Source organism: Streptomyces sp. NPDC006339 (genome assembly GCF_040612775.1).
Classification (GTDB): Bacteria; Actinomycetota; Actinomycetes; order Streptomycetales; family Streptomycetaceae; genus Streptomyces.
The window spans coordinates 54,303-70,212 of sequence record NZ_JBEXQW010000029.1 but is presented as its reverse complement, the minus strand read 5'-3'; the positions used below and the strand labels follow the sequence as shown (position 1 = coordinate 70,212).

Here is a 15,910-nt window from a genome sequence, read left to right as displayed (position 1 = left end):
ATCGTTAGGCAGCACACCGAAGCCGTCCTGGGCGGCGCGGCCGGGTGCGTGAGGGCAGGAGGAGACCGGTGAGCGACCGCAGCGCGATCGAGTGGACCGAGGCGACCTGGAACCCGACGACCGGCTGCGACCGCGTATCACCGGGGTGCGACAACTGCTACGCCCTCACCCTGGCGAAGCGGCTGAAGGCGATGGGAGCGGCGAAGTACCAGAACGACGGCGATCCGCGTACATCCGGACCAGGGTTCGACGTCACCCTTCACCCTGACGCCCTGGACGTGCCCTACGGGTGGAAGAGCCCGCGAACGGTGTTCGTGAACTCGATGTCCGACCTGTTCCACGCCCGGGTGCCGCTCGACTTCGTCCGCCAGGTCTTCCAGGTCATGGCCGACACGCCGCAGCACACCTACCAGGTCCTCACCAAGCGGGCCCGGCGCCTTCGGCAGGTCGCCCCGAGGCTCGACTGGCCGGACAACCTGTGGATGGGCGTGTCTGTGGAGACGGAGAAGGAGCTGGCGCGCGTCGATGACCTGCGTGAAGTGCCCGCAGCGGTGCGGTTTTTGTCGTGCGAGCCGCTGCTGGGGCCGCTGCCAGGACTGAACCTGGACGGAATCCACTGGGTCATCGCCGGCGGTGAGTCCGGCCCCGGGCACAGGCCGCTCGATCCCAGCTGGGTCACCCAGATCCGCGACACCTGCCAGGACTCCTGCGTTGCGTTCTTCTTCAAGCAGTGGGGCGGCCGTACCCCGAAGGCCGGCGGTCGGCTCCTCGAGGGCCGGACGTGGGATCAGATGCCGCTGCCGATCGCCGTCTGACGCGGGCACATGTGTGGCCGGGCTCCGGTTTGGGCCCGGCCATGACGTCAGGCGGCCGCGCGTGCGGGGTAGACGACGATGTTCCGGACCTTGGGGACTCCGACCCCGTTGCTGGGCGTCCTGCCCTGATCGTGCAGAAGCCGTACGGCCTGGCGCACTACGGGCTCGGTGACCTGGCCGTATAAGGAGCCGAAAATCTCCAGCGGGTAGTCGACGAGCTTGATCTTCTGCCGCGTCCGAGCCAGCAGCCTCGCCAGGTTCTCGGCGATCTCCGGCACCGCCTGGCGCTCGACCTCCTTGGGGTCCGGGCGCGCCATTGAGGCCATGGAGAACAGCGCACCGTCGTCGTCCTCGCGCTCCTCCAGCGTCTCCCACCACGTCGCCCTCGCCCGGGCCACGGTGTCGCCGAACACCCACAGCCCGTACGGGCTCCGGGTGGCGAACACCAGCCGGTAGACGGCCCTCTTGCGCGGCGAGTGCGAGACGGGCACGGACTGCACCAACATCCCAGTCCGCTGCGCGAGCCGCCGTGCGTACTCCTCCGCGACCGCCTCGATCGCGTCTTCGGCCGCACCTTCCTTCTCGCGCGAAGCCACCGCGTCGGCGAAGTACTCCCGCCACCAGGTTCCGCCGCACACGTCATCGAACCGCTGCAGCGACTTCTCGTTCCCGTGCGGGGAACGGACGTGACCGCCCAGACGCCACACGGCCATCATGCTGAAGTTCATCAACAGCTCGGTCGCCGGCCGCTTCTGCGGGCGCTTTCGGGCGAGGACCTCAACCAGACGGTCCTGCGGCAGGACGAGACCGCACGGATCCAGGAAGAGGAACAGCGGCTCCCGATGCGCGCGCTCGACGACCTGGTCGAGGACCCCGTCGACCTCACCGTGGTGGGCGTGCGCTCGCACGCCGCGGGCGCGGTACTGCTGGACGACGTCGTGCAACCGGTCGAACGACTTCTGCTGGGGCTCGGAGAAGAAGCACTCCAGCGTGAGCCCGGGCTTGGCCCGCAGGTACGAAGCGACCCGCATCGCGATCTCGCCCGAGGCCGGATCGCCGTTCTCGTACCGCCCTTCGCCGGCGTATCCGTCGAGGTAGACCACGCGCTTGTCGTGGGACTGGGTACCGGTCATCCCGCCGAATTGCGGCAGGTACCGCTTGAGGAGATCGTGCTTGAACACGCTGGGCAGCGCCTTGTCCGCCCAGTAGCTCCCGCCTGTACCTGACGACATCGCCACCCCCAGATCTTGTGTCTGCCCCATCACAGATGGTGAAGCACGGCGGTGACCTCCAGCAAGGCCATGCGCTCGACATCGCCGCGCGTGACTGTGGCAGTGGGCTCACCGAGGCGAGCCGCTCTGGTCGGTACGCCAGAGGTGGCGCCGGTGATTCGGCCTGGTGAACCCGCTTGGTGTAGAAACCCGCACGTCAGAGGCGTTGTCAGTGGCGCCCTGTACGGTCCTGCTGAGCTGATGGGCAACCAGGCGCGTGTGGGGAGGTGGGTTGGTGGAGCGGGAGGTGCTCCGGGCGTTCAAGTTCGCGCTGGATCCGACCCCGGCGCAGGACGCCGCGCTGGCCCGGCACGCCGGCGCGGCGCGGTGGGCGTTCAACTACGCGCTCGGCGTGAAGGTGTCCGCGCACCAGCGGTGGCGGGCCGAGGTCGCCGAGCTCGTCGCCCAGGGAGTTGCGGAGGCGGAGGCGCGGCGGCGGGTGAAGGTGCCGGTGCCGTCGAAGCCGCAGATCCAGAAGCGGCTGAACGAGGTCAAGGGCGATTCCCGGGCCGACGGGCGGCTGCCGGAGGGCGTGTTCGGGCCGCAGCGGCCGTGCCCGTGGTGGCACGAGGTGAACACCTACGCGTTCCAGTCGGCGTTCATCGACGTGGACCGGGCGTGGAAGAACTGGCTCGACTCGCTGCGCGGCACACGGGCGGGGCGGAAGGTCGGCTACCCGCGGTTCAAGAAGAAGGGCCGCTCGCGGGACTCCTTCCGCCTCCACCACGACGTGAAGCGCCCGTCGATCCGGCTGGCCACGTACCGGCGGCTGCGGCTGCCGACGATCGGTGAGGTCCGCCTGCACGACTCCGGCAAGCGCCTGGGCAGGCTCGTCGACCGCGGTCTGGCGGTCGTTCAGTCCGTGACCGTCTCCCGCGCCGGGCACCGCTGGTACGCCTCGGTGCTGTGCAAGGTGACCATGACTGTGCCCGAGCAGCCGTCGCGGCGGCAGCGCGAGCGCGGGACCGTTGGGGTGGATCTCGGGGTGAAGACGCTCGCCGCCCTCTCCCAGCCCCTCGACCTGGCTGACCCGGGCAGCGTCCTGATCGCGAACCCGCGGCACCTGGCCCGCGCCGAGCAGCGGCTGAGGAAGGCGCAGCGGGCCCTGTCCCGTAAGGAGAAGGGCTCGAGGCGCCGGGAGAAGGCCCGACAGAAGGTCGCCCGGCTCCACCACGGGGTCGCCGTACGCCGCGAGAGCGCGCTGCACCTGGTCACGAAGCGGCTCGCGACCGTCTTCGCGGTCGTCGCCGTCGAAGACCTCCATGTCGCCGGGATGACCGCGAGCGCCCGCGGCACCGTCAAGGCGCCGGGCCGGCGGGTGCGGCAGAAGGCCGGCCTCAACCGGGCCATCCTCGACGCCGCCCCCGGCGAGTTCCGCCGCCAGCTCACCTACAAGACTTCCTGGTACGGATCCAAACGCGCGGTCTGCGACCGCTGGTTCCCCTCCAGCAAGACCTGCTCGGCCTGCGGATGGCAAAACCCACGCCTCACGCTCGCCGACAGGACGTTCACCTGCCCCGACTGCGGGCTGACGATCGACCGGGACCTCAACGCCGCCCGGAACATCGCCCGCCACGCCGTCGTGGCCGACGCACCACCCGTCGCCCCTGGTAGAGGGGAGACCAAAACGCCCGCCGAGCCCCGGTAAGACCAGACGACCGCAAGGCCGCCCGGCACGGAACGATGAAGCGGGAAGACACCCGGCCCCCCAGCCAGGTGCCACCCCAGCGGAGCAACCCGCTGGCGCCCCTCGTACATGCGCACAGCCAGGCCACACTCTTCTAAACCAGCAGGTCACGAAGGGTACGGCCCGGGCGCGCAGGGGACGACTGACAACCTGTCTTCCGCCCCCTTTCGGTCCCTGTGCGACCCGGGCGCGCAGGGGACGACCGTAACAGCCGCACCAGACCCCGTAGAGGTACCAGTACAGCCCGGGCGCGCAGGGGGGACGACCGGTGCGATGCCCACCCATCGGCCTGTGGCTGCGGTATGGCGCGCGCCGGGGGCGACCTGAGTGAAGCGGCGCACCCCCGGGATGTCGGAGCGGGGAGGACCTCTCCGGTGGCGGGGGAGTCGAGCCAGGACTGCAGGGCGGCTGCGGTGGCGGGGCGCTGGTCGAGTTGGTCGTCGCTCATCAGACGCAGCACACCGTCGTCTTCCTCGTCGGCCGGGACGGCCGCTCCCGCGTCCAGGAGCGATTTGGGGCCCGTAGGCCTTCTCGGCGATCCAGGCGAGCTCCGTGGGGTGTAGCCCGTCCAGGACGTCGGTAACGGCGGTGCGCGGGGTGTGTGGGTTGGCGGTGAGGGCGGCCAGGCCTGGACGCGGCGGTGCTCGTTGTGGCGTTCCAGGAGCCGGGCTGGGCAGTCATGGTCGGGATCGACGTTGTTAGGGGGCGGGGCGCAGCAGTTCCTCGCTGGGAGCGGCTGAGGGAACTGGGTGTGGTCAGGAACGCTGGGCGGCGACGGGAGCGGTACGGGCTCGGGGCAGGGTGATGCCTTGTTCTTGTGCTGCCGTTCCGGGGCGCAAGGTCCAGGGAACGGTCCCGGTGCTCGTAAGCCAGTTGTTCGCGAGAAGGCGCTGCACGATGAACCACCGGAGCTGGTATGGCAGGTTCCATCCCATGCCTTCCGCGACCTGCCGGAACGAGGGGCCATGGCCGTGCTCGGCGCGGAAGGCCACCGTGAAGGCGGCGGCCTGCGGGCCGTGGTCGGGGTGCTCGGTCTTCCACTGTCCGTACAGAGTCCTGGTCTGCTTGGACATGAATTGGGCTCGGCTGGGGGTCGTGAACGCCTCTGCCACTCGCTCGGGGGCAAGCCCGCACAGGCCGCAGGTCTCGATGCTCTCCACATGCCGCTGCAGGCCGGGAGTGGCGGCTTGCTTCCACCGAAGCCACGCATCCGGGTCGAAGCGGAATCCGCGTGCTGGCTTGGCGGGAGCACCGGTGCGCGCCCGTTCCTCCTCGGTGGGCGGCCGAAGTCCGGAGAGGTGGCGTACCTGGGGGTCGAGGCGGTACCGATCACCGGATAGCTCGGCGAGGAAGCCTTTCTCCATGAGCTTTGGGAGTTCTGCCCTGCAGGCTGCCGGCAGTTGGGGTGGAAGGGAGCCGAGGAGCCGGGAGGTGGCGTGGGCGGCGAGGAACAGGCCGGCCAGGCGGGCGGCGGGCGGGAGTTTCTTTACCGGTTTGGCCGACAGCGACTTCGTGGTCCAGCCCGATACGCGTGAGCGGGTCAGCTTTCCGAGTGGCAGGGGGTGGTCGTCGTTGCGGGTCAGCTCCGGGACGGTGACGGGAGTCGGAGGTGCGGTGGGGTCGGTGCCGAAGACGGTGTCCGTCAGTTGCCATCCCAGGCCCCGCAGGGCGTTTACGGCTTCGTGGGCGTCGCCCAGGCGAAGTGAGGCGAGATCCTGGCCGGTGATGTTACCGACGCCGCCGCGCGCTGCCCGAATGGCAACCACCGCCGCCAAGAGCTGCGCGTCGGGACCGGGCAGGGGCAGCGCCGCAACATAGTCGAGCAGGGCGCGGGCCGCTTCACCCTGCTTTGTGGTCAGCAGGAAGGCGAGCTGCGGGGGCGTGCCGCCCGGGGCTGTACTGGCGCAGGACGCGTTCGACGCTGATGCTGGCATACCTCGCCCAACGGACGCAAAGCGCAAGAGTTACGCGAACACAAGCCGCGGTTCATACAGCCCGCGAAGGCATCACCGCGAAGTGGCCGCCGCCGTAGGTGGTCCCTCAACCTGCGGCCCGAGTCGCCGGCCTACGGCACGCACCTCCGCCTGCTCACAGCCCGGATCATCGACGCAGCCAACCAGCGGGCCGGCAGGTCCGTGGTCCGCAAAGTCCGCGTCCTTCCGGCCGGTGCCGCTGCCGTTCCGGCGCCGGAACCGGCCGCTGACCGCTGGGCCGAGTCCCAGCCGGCCAGCCCGGTGAAAACCAGGGAGAACGCCTCGGCCGGGTACCGGCGCCCGCTCGAGGTCCTCCTGGCCACAAGTACTCCGACGAACGGCGAGAGCTGACAGAATGCGGTTCCTCGTGGATCGGGACGGAGGAGGGGACGTCGGTGATGGGGCCCGATGAGCCCGCCGGGCGCGTCGATATGGCCGCTGCCGCGCTCAGGGCGGCCAGGGAAGACGCCCGCTTCCGCAGGGCCCGGGCGCGCCGCAGCCAGATGACGCTGCCGCCGCCGCGACGGCGCCGCAACGCCGTGCCGGTCCCGTTCGAGCAGGTCCTGCTCGACCTTATCGAGAGGCGTTTTCCGGTTCCTTCCCTCGCCGTGGCGAGCGCGCTGTGGCAGGAGCGGGTAGGACCCGATCTCGCCAAGCATGTTGCCGTCACCGCGTACGACGCAACGGATGGGGTGCTGTCTGTGCGCGCCGACTCGGTGGCGTGGGCGACGCAGACCCGTCTTCTTGCGCCCCGGCTGACGTGCGTGCTGAACGAAATCTTCGTGCAGGCCGGTGTTGGGCCGGTTCGGACGATGCGCCTCGCCGGGCCGAAGCTGACGCCGGTGCAGGTGGCCGGCGTGGAGAGGGAAGGGGCCTGTGCCGAGGCCTTCCGCTCGCTGCCGCGGCAGATGTCCTGGCTGCCGCGGGCTTTCGCCCCTCGCTACGCCCCCGTCATGGATCAGGCGGTGGACGACGCGGTGTCCCGGCAAGCGGCGCAGGCGGAGCGGGAGTCACGTGGCCGACTGGAGCGCCAGCGCGCCCGCACCGCAGCGGCGGCTGGAAGTTTCGAGGCCTCCGACTCGGTGTGGGAGGCGGCACTGCGCCGGGCCCGGATGGAGAAGGCGAGTGCACCGTCACCGTCGCCGGGGCCATAAAGTCGTTGTCCGATCACGACCATTCACCGGACGTGTCGACGCCGGCACGGCGGCGGGGGAGCGGGGGAACACCACCATGAGCAACGAGTCAGACGGCCGAGAGACCTCGGGCAGCGACGAGGCCGCGGTGTCGGCGGAGAAGACCGTGCTGCGCGCGATGCTGCTGTCCACCGACACCATCGCCGACGTCGTCGAGATGCTCCATCCCCGCGACTTCTACGAGCCGGCCCATGGCCTGATCTATGAGGCCGTGCTCCACGTCTACGGCTCTGGTGAAAGCCCCGACCTCCTTCGAGTGGCCAAGGTGCTCGACTCTGACGGAAGCCTGGACGCCGCCGGCGGCCGTGACTATCTCGACTTGCTGATTGCCAGAGGCAGCGGCGATGGCTGGCGCCGCGCCGCTGAGCGTGTGCAGGCCCACGCCATGCTGCGGCGCACGAAGGAAGCTGCCGCCCGGGTGGAGAGCCTTGCCGCCGAGAGCACGCCGGAGGAGGCCGATCGTCTCGCCGACATCGCTCAGGCCGAAATCCTCGCGGCCACCGCTCAACGCCCCCGCGGCCTCGCCCCTTCCTACTCGATCGGCGATGTCCTGGAGGGCGCACTCGACGAGCTCGAGGCGGCCGGCAGCACCGGCATCCTCAGCGGAGTCCCGACCGGCTTCACTGACCTGGACCTGCTCACCGGCGGACTGCGCCCCGGACACCTGATCGTCGTCGCCGCCCGGACCGCGATGGGCACCTCCACTCTCGCCCTGGACCTCCTGCGCTCCGCCGCGATCAAGCACGGCCTGCCCGCGGCCCTGTTCACCTATGAGTCGGGCCGCGAGGAAATCGCCACCCGCATCCTGTCCGCGGAAGCCCGCGTGGCCCTGCATCACATGCGAGGCGGCATGATGGACGACGAGGACTGGATCCGGCTGGCCCGCCGAGTCCCGGACGTCGCCAAGGCCCCCGTGTACATCCAGGACGAGGCGTGGCCCACGTTCACCGACCTGAGGGCGCAGTGCCGCCGGCTCGCCGGCCAGCGGGACGTCAAGCTGATCGTCGTCGACAACCTGCAGATGATGACCTACGGCACCCGCCCGCTGGGATCCCGCTACGAAGAGATCTCCGAGATCTCCCGCTGCCTGAAACTGCTGGCCAAGGAACTGCACGTCCCCATCGTCGCCATCTCCAAGGCCAACCGCGGCGCCGAACAGCGCACCGACAAGAAGCCGATGCTCATCGACCTCCGCGACTCCGGGTCCCTGGAGGACAACGCCGACCTCGTCATCCTCCTGCACCGCGAGGACGCCTACGAGAAGGAGTCGCCCCGCGCCGGCGAGGCCGACTTCATCGTCGCCAAGCACCGAGGCGGCCCCACCGCCACCATCACCGTGGCCTTCCAAGGCCACTACTCCCGATTCGTCGACATGGCCCGAACCTGAGGGAGACTCTGAGATGCTCGACATCCTCGGCCGCTACGAGGGCGCCCACGGCGACTTCTGCAAGGTCCACCTCTGCTGCCGCTGCCAGCAGCGCCCCTGGGCCAAATGGGTAGGCGAAGAACGCCTCTGCGGCCTGTGCGCCTCCTGCTGCCAAGACTGCGGCCGCGCGCCGGCGCCCCACCTCCAAGGCCTCGACAACGGCCTGTGCGCGGACTGCCGCGGAGTCTGCCAGCGATGTGGCAACGCTCTTCCCGAGGACAGCACCTGCACCTGCAACAAGTGGAAGCGCGGCCCTGGGCGAGACCCCGTCGGCTTTATCATGCAGGGCTTCCCCCAACCACTCCTTCAGGCCCTCGGCCACCGGTTGCCGCCCACCCTGCCCGACATCCTGTTCGCCGAGCTTGCCCACCGAACTCCTGCCCAGCTCCTCGACCGCATCGAGCGTCGCTGGCACAACCGGTGGTCCCACGCCATCCACGAACGCGATGAGGACAACCGGCGCCGCTGGGCCCCCCAGGAGATCGCCGAGTTCCTTGTCAGGCCCAGGTCCTGCGGTGACCGAGCCTGCGAAGACGGCCGCCTCCTCCACGACGACTCACCCTGCCCGCACTGCCAGCAGCCCGAGAACCGGTTCGTCCCCGGAACAGCCGGTCCTGCGACCACCGAGCACGCCCGTAAAACTGCCGCAGAGATCCGCCAAGCCCTCGTCGCCAGCCGTACCGACCGAAAGAAGCGCCCCGAACTGCGCGACGCTTCAGCCCGACCAGGACATTGGCCACGATGAAGCCAGCCGGCGCGACGGAAGCGAGCGGAAGGGGCAGAGCCACACCGCCCACCGCCCTGCGGTCCTTCTCCGTCCCACCGGCCTGCGAGGTGCCCCTCCCCAAGCCGGACGGGACGGCGGTCACTCAGCCCGCGAAGCAGGCGCGGGCCACGGTTCCGTCCCGGCGACGCAAGGGCCCGCCGGTCTACAGGACCTGCGAAGACGGACCCTCATCCACGGCGATTCGCCCGCCAGCAGCCCGAGAACCGGTTCGTCCCCGGAACAGCCGGCCCTGCGACCACAGAGCAGGTCCGCAAGACCGCTGCAGAAGTGCCTGACCAGTTACTCGTCGAATCCGGTGGCTGCGACGGTGACCCCTTGGACCCTGCCATCTTCGGGGCGGAGGACGGCGTCCCCGACACTGCGCCTCGGTTCGTACTCGACGACCTGGACGGCCTCGCCGCTTGTGATTTTCCGAAAGACATCGGGGAAACGGTCAGCGAAGTCGAGGCCGATGGAGAGCAAGTCGCCACGCAGCCAGGTCAGGTGATTCCTCGCGCGCTGAAGGCGCTGGTCCTCGGGGTACCGGCAGCGAACTGGGGGCGCGGACGGGCCGGGCACGGTGGAATCCGGTGAGATGATGAGCGCGCCGCCTTCATCACTGACTGTCAGGCGAAAGCCACGTTCGTGGATCGCGTCGCTCCAGGAATCGGACTCCAGGGCATCGATCACATGCTGGAGTGCTGCGTAAGTACGGCGGTGTCTCGTGGCGGTCATGGATTCGTCCTACCAGGGTTGCCGCGGTCAGGACGGGAACGCAACACCAAGGGGCGCGGCCGGCTTGTACCAACCTGGAGGAAGCGCGCATCGGGGCCTCCGACGGAGATGACGCTGCGGCCGGGCGGGGAAGGCATCCGTGGCGCGCCGCTAGCACCTGGCCGAACACCGGCATGAGCCTCCGAGGCGCTGCACACCCAAAGCAGCGGTGGCCGCCGCCCGCTGAGGGCATCGGTCCGCCGATCCAGCCCGTATCGGCCACCGACGACCGCGAGACGGCGCAGCTCCGCGGTCTAGCCGCAGTCGAATGGCACCGTGCCGCTGCCCCGGATCTCCAGCTCCCCGGCCTCAAGGTCGCCCTCGCCACCCGGAGGGAAGGTGAAGGGTGCCTCCGCTCCGTCGTCGAGGCGCAGGAGCAGGCTGTTCGCCTGGTGCATGGCGAACGCGTCCGTCCCTCCGGAGGCGTACAGCGTGCCGCCCCATTCGATCCCGCCGCCGCCGACCGGACTCGAACCGGCGAAGGACCGCACGCTCTGCGGCGGGCTCGGCTCACACCACAGCTCGGCGCGGACCGTGTAGTCGACTCCATCGGCGATGACGGTCGCCGACCCGTTGTATCTGCCCATGGCATCCACCCTGACACCGCGTCTCGGGGGCGGCGACTGCGCCGTTGGCGGCAGACATGACCGGCCTTCAAGGCGGCTATCGCTGTGCGGCGGCCGCGAGGGCATCCATGCCGGGCCCGCTGGCCGGGGGCCGGCCGGTGCGCTGCTGGTAGTGGGGCGCGTGCTGGCTATCGCGCGAGGTAGACGGCGAGGCGGTCGCATCGGGAGCAGAAGGCCCGCCTGGGGTTCAAACGAAGCGCGCAGCGGTCGGCGCTCCTGTCCGACGCGGTGTGTGTCCTGGCGACGGTGGGGCTGATCGCTGGCGCCTGACCCTCCCACCTGCGAGGTCCCGGAGTCTCAGAGCTGGCCCTCCCATGTGCCGAGGAAGGCGAAGACCACACCCAAGACCGTCCCAGCCGTGAAGAGGAGGCCGATGATGGCGATGAACAGGATGAGGGACGCGAACCGGATCCGCTGGCCCCGCGACTTGACCGGGCACACGCGGCCGGGGTCGCGCGGGTCGTACATCGCCTCGATGCTCCACGTCTGGACGGAGTGTCGCACGCCGCGGAACACGCCGGCCGGATCGACGTACTCGTACCGGCCGGGCTGGCTCTGGAGCCGGACGGCGGTCGTCCGGACGCCGTGCTTCCGCAGGTACCGCTCCTCGATCGGCTCGAACATGAGCCATGCGGCGAGCGCGAGGGTCGGGACCGCGAAGAACCCGGAGATGAAGACGACGATGGCGCCGGGGTGCCCCGAGGAGCGCGCGAGCACGCACAGCCCGATGACCACGAGGGTCGCGATGAGCGCGCCCCGCTTCACCCCGCGGAGCCACCTCCGGTAGCTCGGCTGGTAGAGGCGCTCCCCGGTGACTAGGTCGGCACCGGCGATCGCCTCCGTACGCTCGGGGAGCGCGGCGTTCACGGCATCGGCGAAGGCGACGGCCGCGGCCTCGTCAGCCACGTCCCAGATCCGGTGGACGTGCGTCCTCTCCGCGGTCGGCGAGGCGGTCAGCTCGATCGAGACGGTCCGCCCGTCGACGAGCACGCGGCTGACGGCCTCCAGCGGGATGCGCGCCTGCTCGTGCGGGCGGCGCAGGAGCAGCGCGTCGCCCTCCGCGAGGACGACGGTGTCCCCGTCGGCGTGGAGAGCCGGTATGGGTGGAGTGATCGACATGGCCGTGATCGTACGGGGGCCCGCCCCCTGTCAGTCCCCGCCAGCCGGAGCTTGGCCCACACTCGAGCCTTCGTCCACTCCGAGAAACGCCGGTGGGCCGTCGCTCCCGACGGCCCGAACGACGCGGACGGCAACTGCTGCCACGTGCAGCCTGACGTGGCCACGAACACGATCGCGGCCAGCACTTCCCGGTCACCGTGGCGGCGTCGGCCACCGCCTTGAGGTCGCAAGGGGGCCTCTGGCACCACCCGCTGGAGAAACTTCCACAACTCCTCCGGCACCAGCCGCCCAACGATCCCCAAGAGCTATAGCCTACCGAGGCAGCCAATGAGATGACGTCTTAGGTACTCTGCTCCAATTTCACTTCCTACCCCACCTGCGCTTATGATCAAATCTCTCATCTGAGGGAAGGTTGTCTAATGGGCGCACGCAGGATTGCAGCGCTGGTGGCCGGTATCGTCACCTTTGTCACTTTGTCCGCTTCACCCGCTTTTGCGGATAGGGGTCAATCTGGCGAAATGGTCAATTGGGGCCCCAACGGGACCAAATGCGCTACACCTGAGGGGAATAGTACGGCGAACGGCACCGTCCTCACTATTTGGGATTGCACGGGAAGCCCTCTTCAGCAGTTCATCTGGGAACATGACTACCAGATCCGGCACATTTCTAGTGGAAAGTGCATCACTCCACGCGGGAACGCGTCCGGAACTGATGGTGCGGTCCTCACCCTCTGGCCGTGCGACAATGTTGATGGAAGCTCCCAGATGTTTGATACATGGCCTGGTGATCGCTTTGATCAGCAGGTATGGACTGTTTACGGGAGTAAGTGCATAACGAATTATGGCAACGGTGGTAGTAACGGGACATGGATGACCCTATGGAAGTGCAACTCCTACTTTCCGTTGGTTCAGAATTGGCACATGCCCGGTGACCTCTAGAGCTTCCTGGATCACTTCGTGAGTTTTGCGAATTGCTCTGCATTTTGTGGAAGTAGTCACTGACCCCGCCACGAAGGGTCCGGCGAGACATCCGTCCGCCGGACCCTTCGGCATTCACGGCGACCGACGGACTGTCTCACCTCCTAAGATGTCATCTTATTTGGCGCGTAAATGTAGGGGTCAGGCTTGCCGAGGTGCACTTCTGGTCTGCGAGTTCCGCGATGCTCCATGAGTGACTAAACCGATAGGTCCCGTGAAATACGTCTACGCCATGGCCCACCTCGACGACGACGTCCGTCGGGCCGCGAATGACCGCAGCTCAGACGCTGGCCTTCGGCCCGGGGCTATGGGGGGCAGACGGGATCACCTCGCCTTTCTCGGGCAAGAGCCCGACCCCCTCACGGTTACGGCGTGAGAAGCAGCCTTGTGCACGGCTGACGGCGAACGCCGTAGAGGCGGGCGATGAGGTGGAGCCGTCTCGCGCAGCAGGCCCGACCAGGTCCGCCCAGACGCGGCGGTGCTTCAGGATGGCGGGCACGTCAGCGATGGTCACCGTGCCCTTGGCGGCCAGGTCGGTCAGCATCTTCTCGTCGGCGTGCACCAAGAGCTGGCCGCGCAGCCGCTTGGCCGATGTCCGGGCCAGCAGTGCGGGCAGGGCGGCCTTGAGGGCGTCCTCCCGCCAGCGCTCGGTATGGGAGTCGAAGCCGTGAGGCGTTGAAGAGCTCCCAATCCCCGGTCGTCGCCGCCTCCGCCCGCTACCTCCACGACACGATCATCCACGGCCCCTACCTCCTCGAACCCATCGGGGACGTCATCGAGCGGCTGTGGCCGCTGCCCGGCCCGCAGCCGCCCGCAGCTTCATCACCTCCCAGCACCGGGCCCTACGCGCCCTCGGTGCCGCCTAGGAACTGTCCGGCCGATCTTGGGAGCAGGCATGATGCCTTGGTGATCAGCTTCGAGATCGAGAACCCTTGGACGCCCGCCCATCAAGCGGTGGAGTCCAGCGAACCCGCCACGCTCACCCGGCTCCTCGACGAAGGAGCGGACGTCGATGAGGTCTGCTGCGGGATGACGTTGCTGATGCACGCCATCGACCTGGAAGGGGACTCGGCGCTGCAATCGGGGAAACCGATCGACAGTGCTCTCACCGCGATCGTCCTTGCCTACGGCGCCGATCCTGCGACAGAGATCGACGGCAGAACAGCCCACGACTTGGCCCGCTATTACGATCACGGCATGGCGATCAGGCTGCTGGATCGGTTCGGCACCCGCCAGGCCAAACCGAAGGCCCGATTCAGAAGCATCCGCCGGCGGTGGCTTCGCCGATGATCGGCCGGACAGGTCCTATACGCCCGACCTCGCCCAGCGCCTGCGGTGCAGCGCCCGCCTGGCCGCCGAGATCGTCCGCAGCGGCGTCTCGCACTCCGAACGCGAGCACCTGGGCGCGATCCGGAACCACCTCGTCGCCACCCGAGGAGCCCGGCCGGACCTGGTCGAGGCTCTTGTCAGTGCCCCGTGACACCCTGACGGAGCCCGGCGGCCCCAGCCGATGCGGCCGCCGGGCGGGGCAATCAGACCAGAGGAGCGCAGGTGGAGAACGTCCGGATCACGTGGATAGAGGGCGGCGAGCGGCGGGAGTCCGCGGTCGCTTTCAGCCCGGCGGCTGCCGAGGACTACAAGGCGGCCTACGAGGCGCGGCCCGGTGTCTCGGACGTGCAGATCGTCCCCGCCCCCGTCGAGCTCGCGCGACGCGCCCGGCCTGCATAGCCTGCCGTCAGACCCCAGGGGGGCGTCGGGCCTGGGTGAGGTGGATGACGCGGCTGCCGCCATGCTCGCGCTGCCGAGCGAGCTCCTCATGAGCGTGGTCCTGGCGCAGGACGACGCCGTCGGCTGGCCGCTCCTTCTGGAGCTGTGCCCGGCGTGCGACGCGGACACCCCGTCCCGACCGGCCGCCGGGCACCTGCTGCGGGTCCTCGCCGACGACGGCGACCGCGACGCCGCGCACCTCCCGGAGGCCGCGCGCCTCGTCCTCGAATGGACCAGGGAGCGCATGGCCGCCGCCCCGGGTGCCGCACGTCGCACCGAGACGCCAGGCGCCCGGCGCTCCCCGGCTTCCCGGCCCGGCCGCTCCTGTACACCGCCCGCAAGGGAGGGCGTGCGATCACGGCGCCGACGTGCATAGCCTGAGGTCAGACCTAGGGGGGCGTCCTGGAGGAGCGTCGATGCCCCGTCCGATGTGGACCGGAGCCATTTCGTTCGGCCTGGTCACGGTGCCGATCAGCTTGGAGCCGGCGACCGAGAGCCATGACGTCTCGTTCCGGCAGATCCACTTGGAGGACGGCGGCCGGATCCGCTACCAGAAGCGGTGTGACATCGACGGCGAAGTCGTGACCGAGGACCAGATCGGCCGGGCGTACGAGGTCGACGAGGAGACGTTGGTCCCGATCACGGACGAGGACCTCGCCGGGATGCCGCTGCCGACGGCGAAAGCCATCGAAATCGTGGCGTTCGTCAGCGCCGACTCCATCGACCCCGTCAGCTACGGCGCCGGCGACTACTACGCGCGCCCCTCCGGCCCTGTCGCGGCGAAGCCGTACACCCTGCTCCGGCAGGCCCTGGACCGCACGGAGAAGGTGGCGGTCGCGAAGTACGCGCTGCGCGGCCGCGAGCGGCTCGGGCTGATGCGGCCGCTCGGCGAGGCGCTCGTGATCCAGGGGCTGCACTGGGGGGACGAGATCCGCTCGCCCGCCGCGGTCGCCCCGCCCGAGGCCGAGATCACCGAGCAGGAGATCGAGGGCGCGCTCGCGCTGCTGGAGACGATGAGCCTGGAGCACCTGGCCGACCTCGGGGACTGGCTGACCGACCACTACACCGAGGCGCTGCACGAGGTGATCGAGGCGAAGACGGAGCACCGGGCGCCCCGGCCGGTCGGGGGCGAGGAGGCGCCGACCGCGCCGGTCGTCGACCTGATGGCGGCGCTGGAGGCCAGCGTCGCCAAGGCGAAGGAGTCGCGCGGCGAGGGCGGTGCACCCGGCACGGTGCACGAGATGCCGAAGCCGAAGAAGAAGACCGCGGCCGCCAAGAAGACCGCGGCGAAGAAGGCCACCTCCGCGAAGAAGGCCCCGGCCAAGAAGACGGCGGCGAAGAAGACCACGTCCCGACGGAAGTCCGCGTAGAGCACGGCAGCCGGCCCCCGGATACGGCTGAACCCCCGGCACGGGGGAGCCGGGGGTTCAGGGAGCAGCACTGCCGCATGGGGTCGGCGGTACACCCCCCAGAGTAGCGGTGAGTTCCCGTTCAAGTGCGCTGTGTGACGGAATCC

Annotated in this window: 17 protein-coding genes and 1 pseudogene; 10 read left to right on the top strand and 8 right to left on the bottom strand. The window is 69.4% G+C overall.

Annotation, left to right across the window (positions count from 1 at the left end; genetic code table 11):
• Window positions 1–68 precede the first annotated feature (68 nt).
• A complete protein-coding gene (locus ABZ135_RS23590) occupies window positions 69–815 on the top strand; it encodes a phage Gp37/Gp68 family protein (RefSeq protein ID WP_356698214.1) in 747 nt (248 codons plus the stop codon).
• A 47-nt stretch (window positions 816–862) separates the two neighbouring features.
• Here the strand turns inward: ABZ135_RS23590 and tcmP are convergent, their stop codons facing one another.
• A complete protein-coding gene (gene tcmP / locus ABZ135_RS23585; RefSeq protein ID WP_356698213.1) occupies window positions 863–2,047 on the bottom strand; it encodes a three-Cys-motif partner protein TcmP in 1,185 nt (394 codons plus the stop codon).
• A gap of 274 nt (window positions 2,048–2,321) precedes the next feature.
• Between tcmP and ABZ135_RS23580 the strand changes: the two genes are divergently transcribed.
• Complete coding sequence (locus ABZ135_RS23580) at window positions 2,322–3,734, top strand: RNA-guided endonuclease TnpB family protein (protein ID WP_356698212.1); 1,413 nt, start codon at window positions 2,322–2,324, stop codon at window positions 3,732–3,734.
• Window positions 3,735–4,528: 794 nt separating this feature from the next.
• On the opposite strand, the gene ABZ135_RS23575 is transcribed toward ABZ135_RS23580, so the two are convergent.
• A complete protein-coding gene (locus ABZ135_RS23575) occupies window positions 4,529–5,707 on the bottom strand; it encodes a hypothetical protein (protein ID WP_356698211.1) in 1,179 nt (392 codons plus the stop codon).
• Between the two features lie 54 nt (window positions 5,708–5,761).
• On the opposite strand from ABZ135_RS23575, the gene ABZ135_RS23570 reads away from it, so the two are divergent.
• The 3 genes from ABZ135_RS23570 to dnaB all read left to right on the top strand — a co-directional run bounded on the left by ABZ135_RS23570 (window position 5,762) and on the right by dnaB (window position 8,326).
• Window positions 5,762–6,097, top strand: coding sequence for a DciA family protein (locus ABZ135_RS23570; protein WP_356698244.1), 336 nt, complete (start codon window positions 5,762–5,764; stop codon window positions 6,095–6,097).
• A 47-nt stretch (window positions 6,098–6,144) separates the two neighbouring features.
• Window positions 6,145–6,900 (top strand): DUF721 domain-containing protein, encoded by a 756-nt coding sequence (locus tag ABZ135_RS23565; protein ID WP_356698210.1) that lies wholly within the window; start codon window positions 6,145–6,147, stop codon window positions 6,898–6,900.
• A gap of 76 nt (window positions 6,901–6,976) precedes the next feature.
• Window positions 6,977–8,326, top strand: a complete 1,350-nt coding sequence (gene dnaB, locus ABZ135_RS23560) for a replicative DNA helicase (RefSeq protein WP_356698209.1) — start codon at window positions 6,977–6,979, stop codon at window positions 8,324–8,326.
• On the opposite strand, the gene ABZ135_RS23555 is transcribed toward dnaB, so the two are convergent.
• The 5 genes and pseudogenes from ABZ135_RS23555 to ABZ135_RS23535 form a co-directional block, all read right to left on the bottom strand.
• A complete protein-coding gene (locus ABZ135_RS23555) occupies window positions 8,271–8,915 on the bottom strand; it encodes a hypothetical protein (RefSeq protein WP_356698208.1) in 645 nt (214 codons plus the stop codon). The genes dnaB and ABZ135_RS23555 overlap by 56 nt on opposite strands.
• A gap of 516 nt (window positions 8,916–9,431) precedes the next feature.
• Window positions 9,432–9,866 carry a hypothetical protein gene (locus ABZ135_RS23550; protein ID WP_356698207.1) on the bottom strand — a complete coding sequence of 145 codons (435 nt, stop codon included), beginning with the start codon at window positions 9,864–9,866 and terminating at the stop codon, window positions 9,432–9,434.
• Between the two features lie 293 nt (window positions 9,867–10,159).
• Entirely contained in the window at window positions 10,160–10,492 is a 333-nt protein-coding gene (locus tag ABZ135_RS23545; RefSeq protein WP_356698206.1) for a hypothetical protein, read from the bottom strand.
• A 336-nt stretch (window positions 10,493–10,828) separates the two neighbouring features.
• Window positions 10,829–11,650, bottom strand: coding sequence for a hypothetical protein (locus ABZ135_RS23540; protein ID WP_356698205.1), 822 nt, complete (start codon window positions 11,648–11,650; stop codon window positions 10,829–10,831).
• A gap of 47 nt (window positions 11,651–11,697) precedes the next feature.
• Window positions 11,698–11,952, bottom strand: a pseudogene (locus ABZ135_RS23535) (transposase); the annotation flags it as partial.
• Between the two features lie 117 nt (window positions 11,953–12,069).
• Here ABZ135_RS23535 and ABZ135_RS23530 point away from each other — a divergent pair.
• Entirely contained in the window at window positions 12,070–12,588 is a 519-nt protein-coding gene (locus ABZ135_RS23530) for a ricin-type beta-trefoil lectin domain protein (RefSeq protein ID WP_356698204.1), read from the top strand.
• A gap of 319 nt (window positions 12,589–12,907) precedes the next feature.
• Here the strand turns inward: ABZ135_RS23530 and ABZ135_RS23525 are convergent, their stop codons facing one another.
• Entirely contained in the window at window positions 12,908–13,171 is a 264-nt protein-coding gene (locus tag ABZ135_RS23525; RefSeq protein ID WP_356698203.1) for a hypothetical protein, read from the bottom strand.
• A gap of 362 nt (window positions 13,172–13,533) precedes the next feature.
• Here ABZ135_RS23525 and ABZ135_RS23520 point away from each other — a divergent pair, with 362 nt between their 5' ends.
• The 4 genes from ABZ135_RS23520 (at window position 13,534) to ABZ135_RS23505 (ending at window position 15,764) form a co-directional block, all read left to right on the top strand.
• Window positions 13,534–13,917 (top strand): ankyrin repeat domain-containing protein, encoded by a 384-nt coding sequence (locus tag ABZ135_RS23520; RefSeq protein ID WP_356698202.1) that lies wholly within the window; start codon window positions 13,534–13,536, stop codon window positions 13,915–13,917.
• 261 nt (window positions 13,918–14,178) lie between these two features.
• A complete protein-coding gene (locus ABZ135_RS23515; protein WP_356698201.1) occupies window positions 14,179–14,355 on the top strand; it encodes a hypothetical protein in 177 nt (58 codons plus the stop codon).
• A gap of 40 nt (window positions 14,356–14,395) precedes the next feature.
• Complete coding sequence (locus ABZ135_RS23510) at window positions 14,396–14,770, top strand: DUF6300 family protein (RefSeq protein ID WP_356698200.1); 375 nt, start codon at window positions 14,396–14,398, stop codon at window positions 14,768–14,770.
• A 40-nt stretch (window positions 14,771–14,810) separates the two neighbouring features.
• Window positions 14,811–15,764 carry a Ku protein gene (locus ABZ135_RS23505; protein ID WP_356698199.1) on the top strand — a complete coding sequence of 318 codons (954 nt, stop codon included), beginning with the start codon at window positions 14,811–14,813 and terminating at the stop codon, window positions 15,762–15,764.
• Window positions 15,765–15,910 lie beyond the last annotated feature (146 nt).

Coding starts and splice junctions, on each gene's coding strand:
- ABZ135_RS23525 (WP_356698203.1), bottom strand. CDS start 13,171: ATGCTGACCGACCTGGCCGCCAAGGGCACGGTGACCATCGCTGACGTG.
- ABZ135_RS23505 (WP_356698199.1), top strand. CDS start 14,811: ATGCCCCGTCCGATGTGGACCGGAGCCATTTCGTTCGGCCTGGTCACG.
- ABZ135_RS23565 (WP_356698210.1), top strand. CDS start 6,145: ATGGGGCCCGATGAGCCCGCCGGGCGCGTCGATATGGCCGCTGCCGCG.
- dnaB (WP_356698209.1), top strand. CDS start 6,977: ATGAGCAACGAGTCAGACGGCCGAGAGACCTCGGGCAGCGACGAGGCC.
- ABZ135_RS23550 (WP_356698207.1), bottom strand. CDS start 9,866: ATGACCGCCACGAGACACCGCCGTACTTACGCAGCACTCCAGCATGTG.
- ABZ135_RS23545 (WP_356698206.1), bottom strand. CDS start 10,492: ATGGGCAGATACAACGGGTCGGCGACCGTCATCGCCGATGGAGTCGAC.
- ABZ135_RS23575 (WP_356698211.1), bottom strand. CDS start 5,707: ATGCCAGCATCAGCGTCGAACGCGTCCTGCGCCAGTACAGCCCCGGGC.
- tcmP (WP_356698213.1), bottom strand. CDS start 2,047: ATGTCGTCAGGTACAGGCGGGAGCTACTGGGCGGACAAGGCGCTGCCC.
- ABZ135_RS23530 (WP_356698204.1), top strand. CDS start 12,070: ATGGGCGCACGCAGGATTGCAGCGCTGGTGGCCGGTATCGTCACCTTT.
- ABZ135_RS23540 (WP_356698205.1), bottom strand. CDS start 11,650: ATGTCGATCACTCCACCCATACCGGCTCTCCACGCCGACGGGGACACC.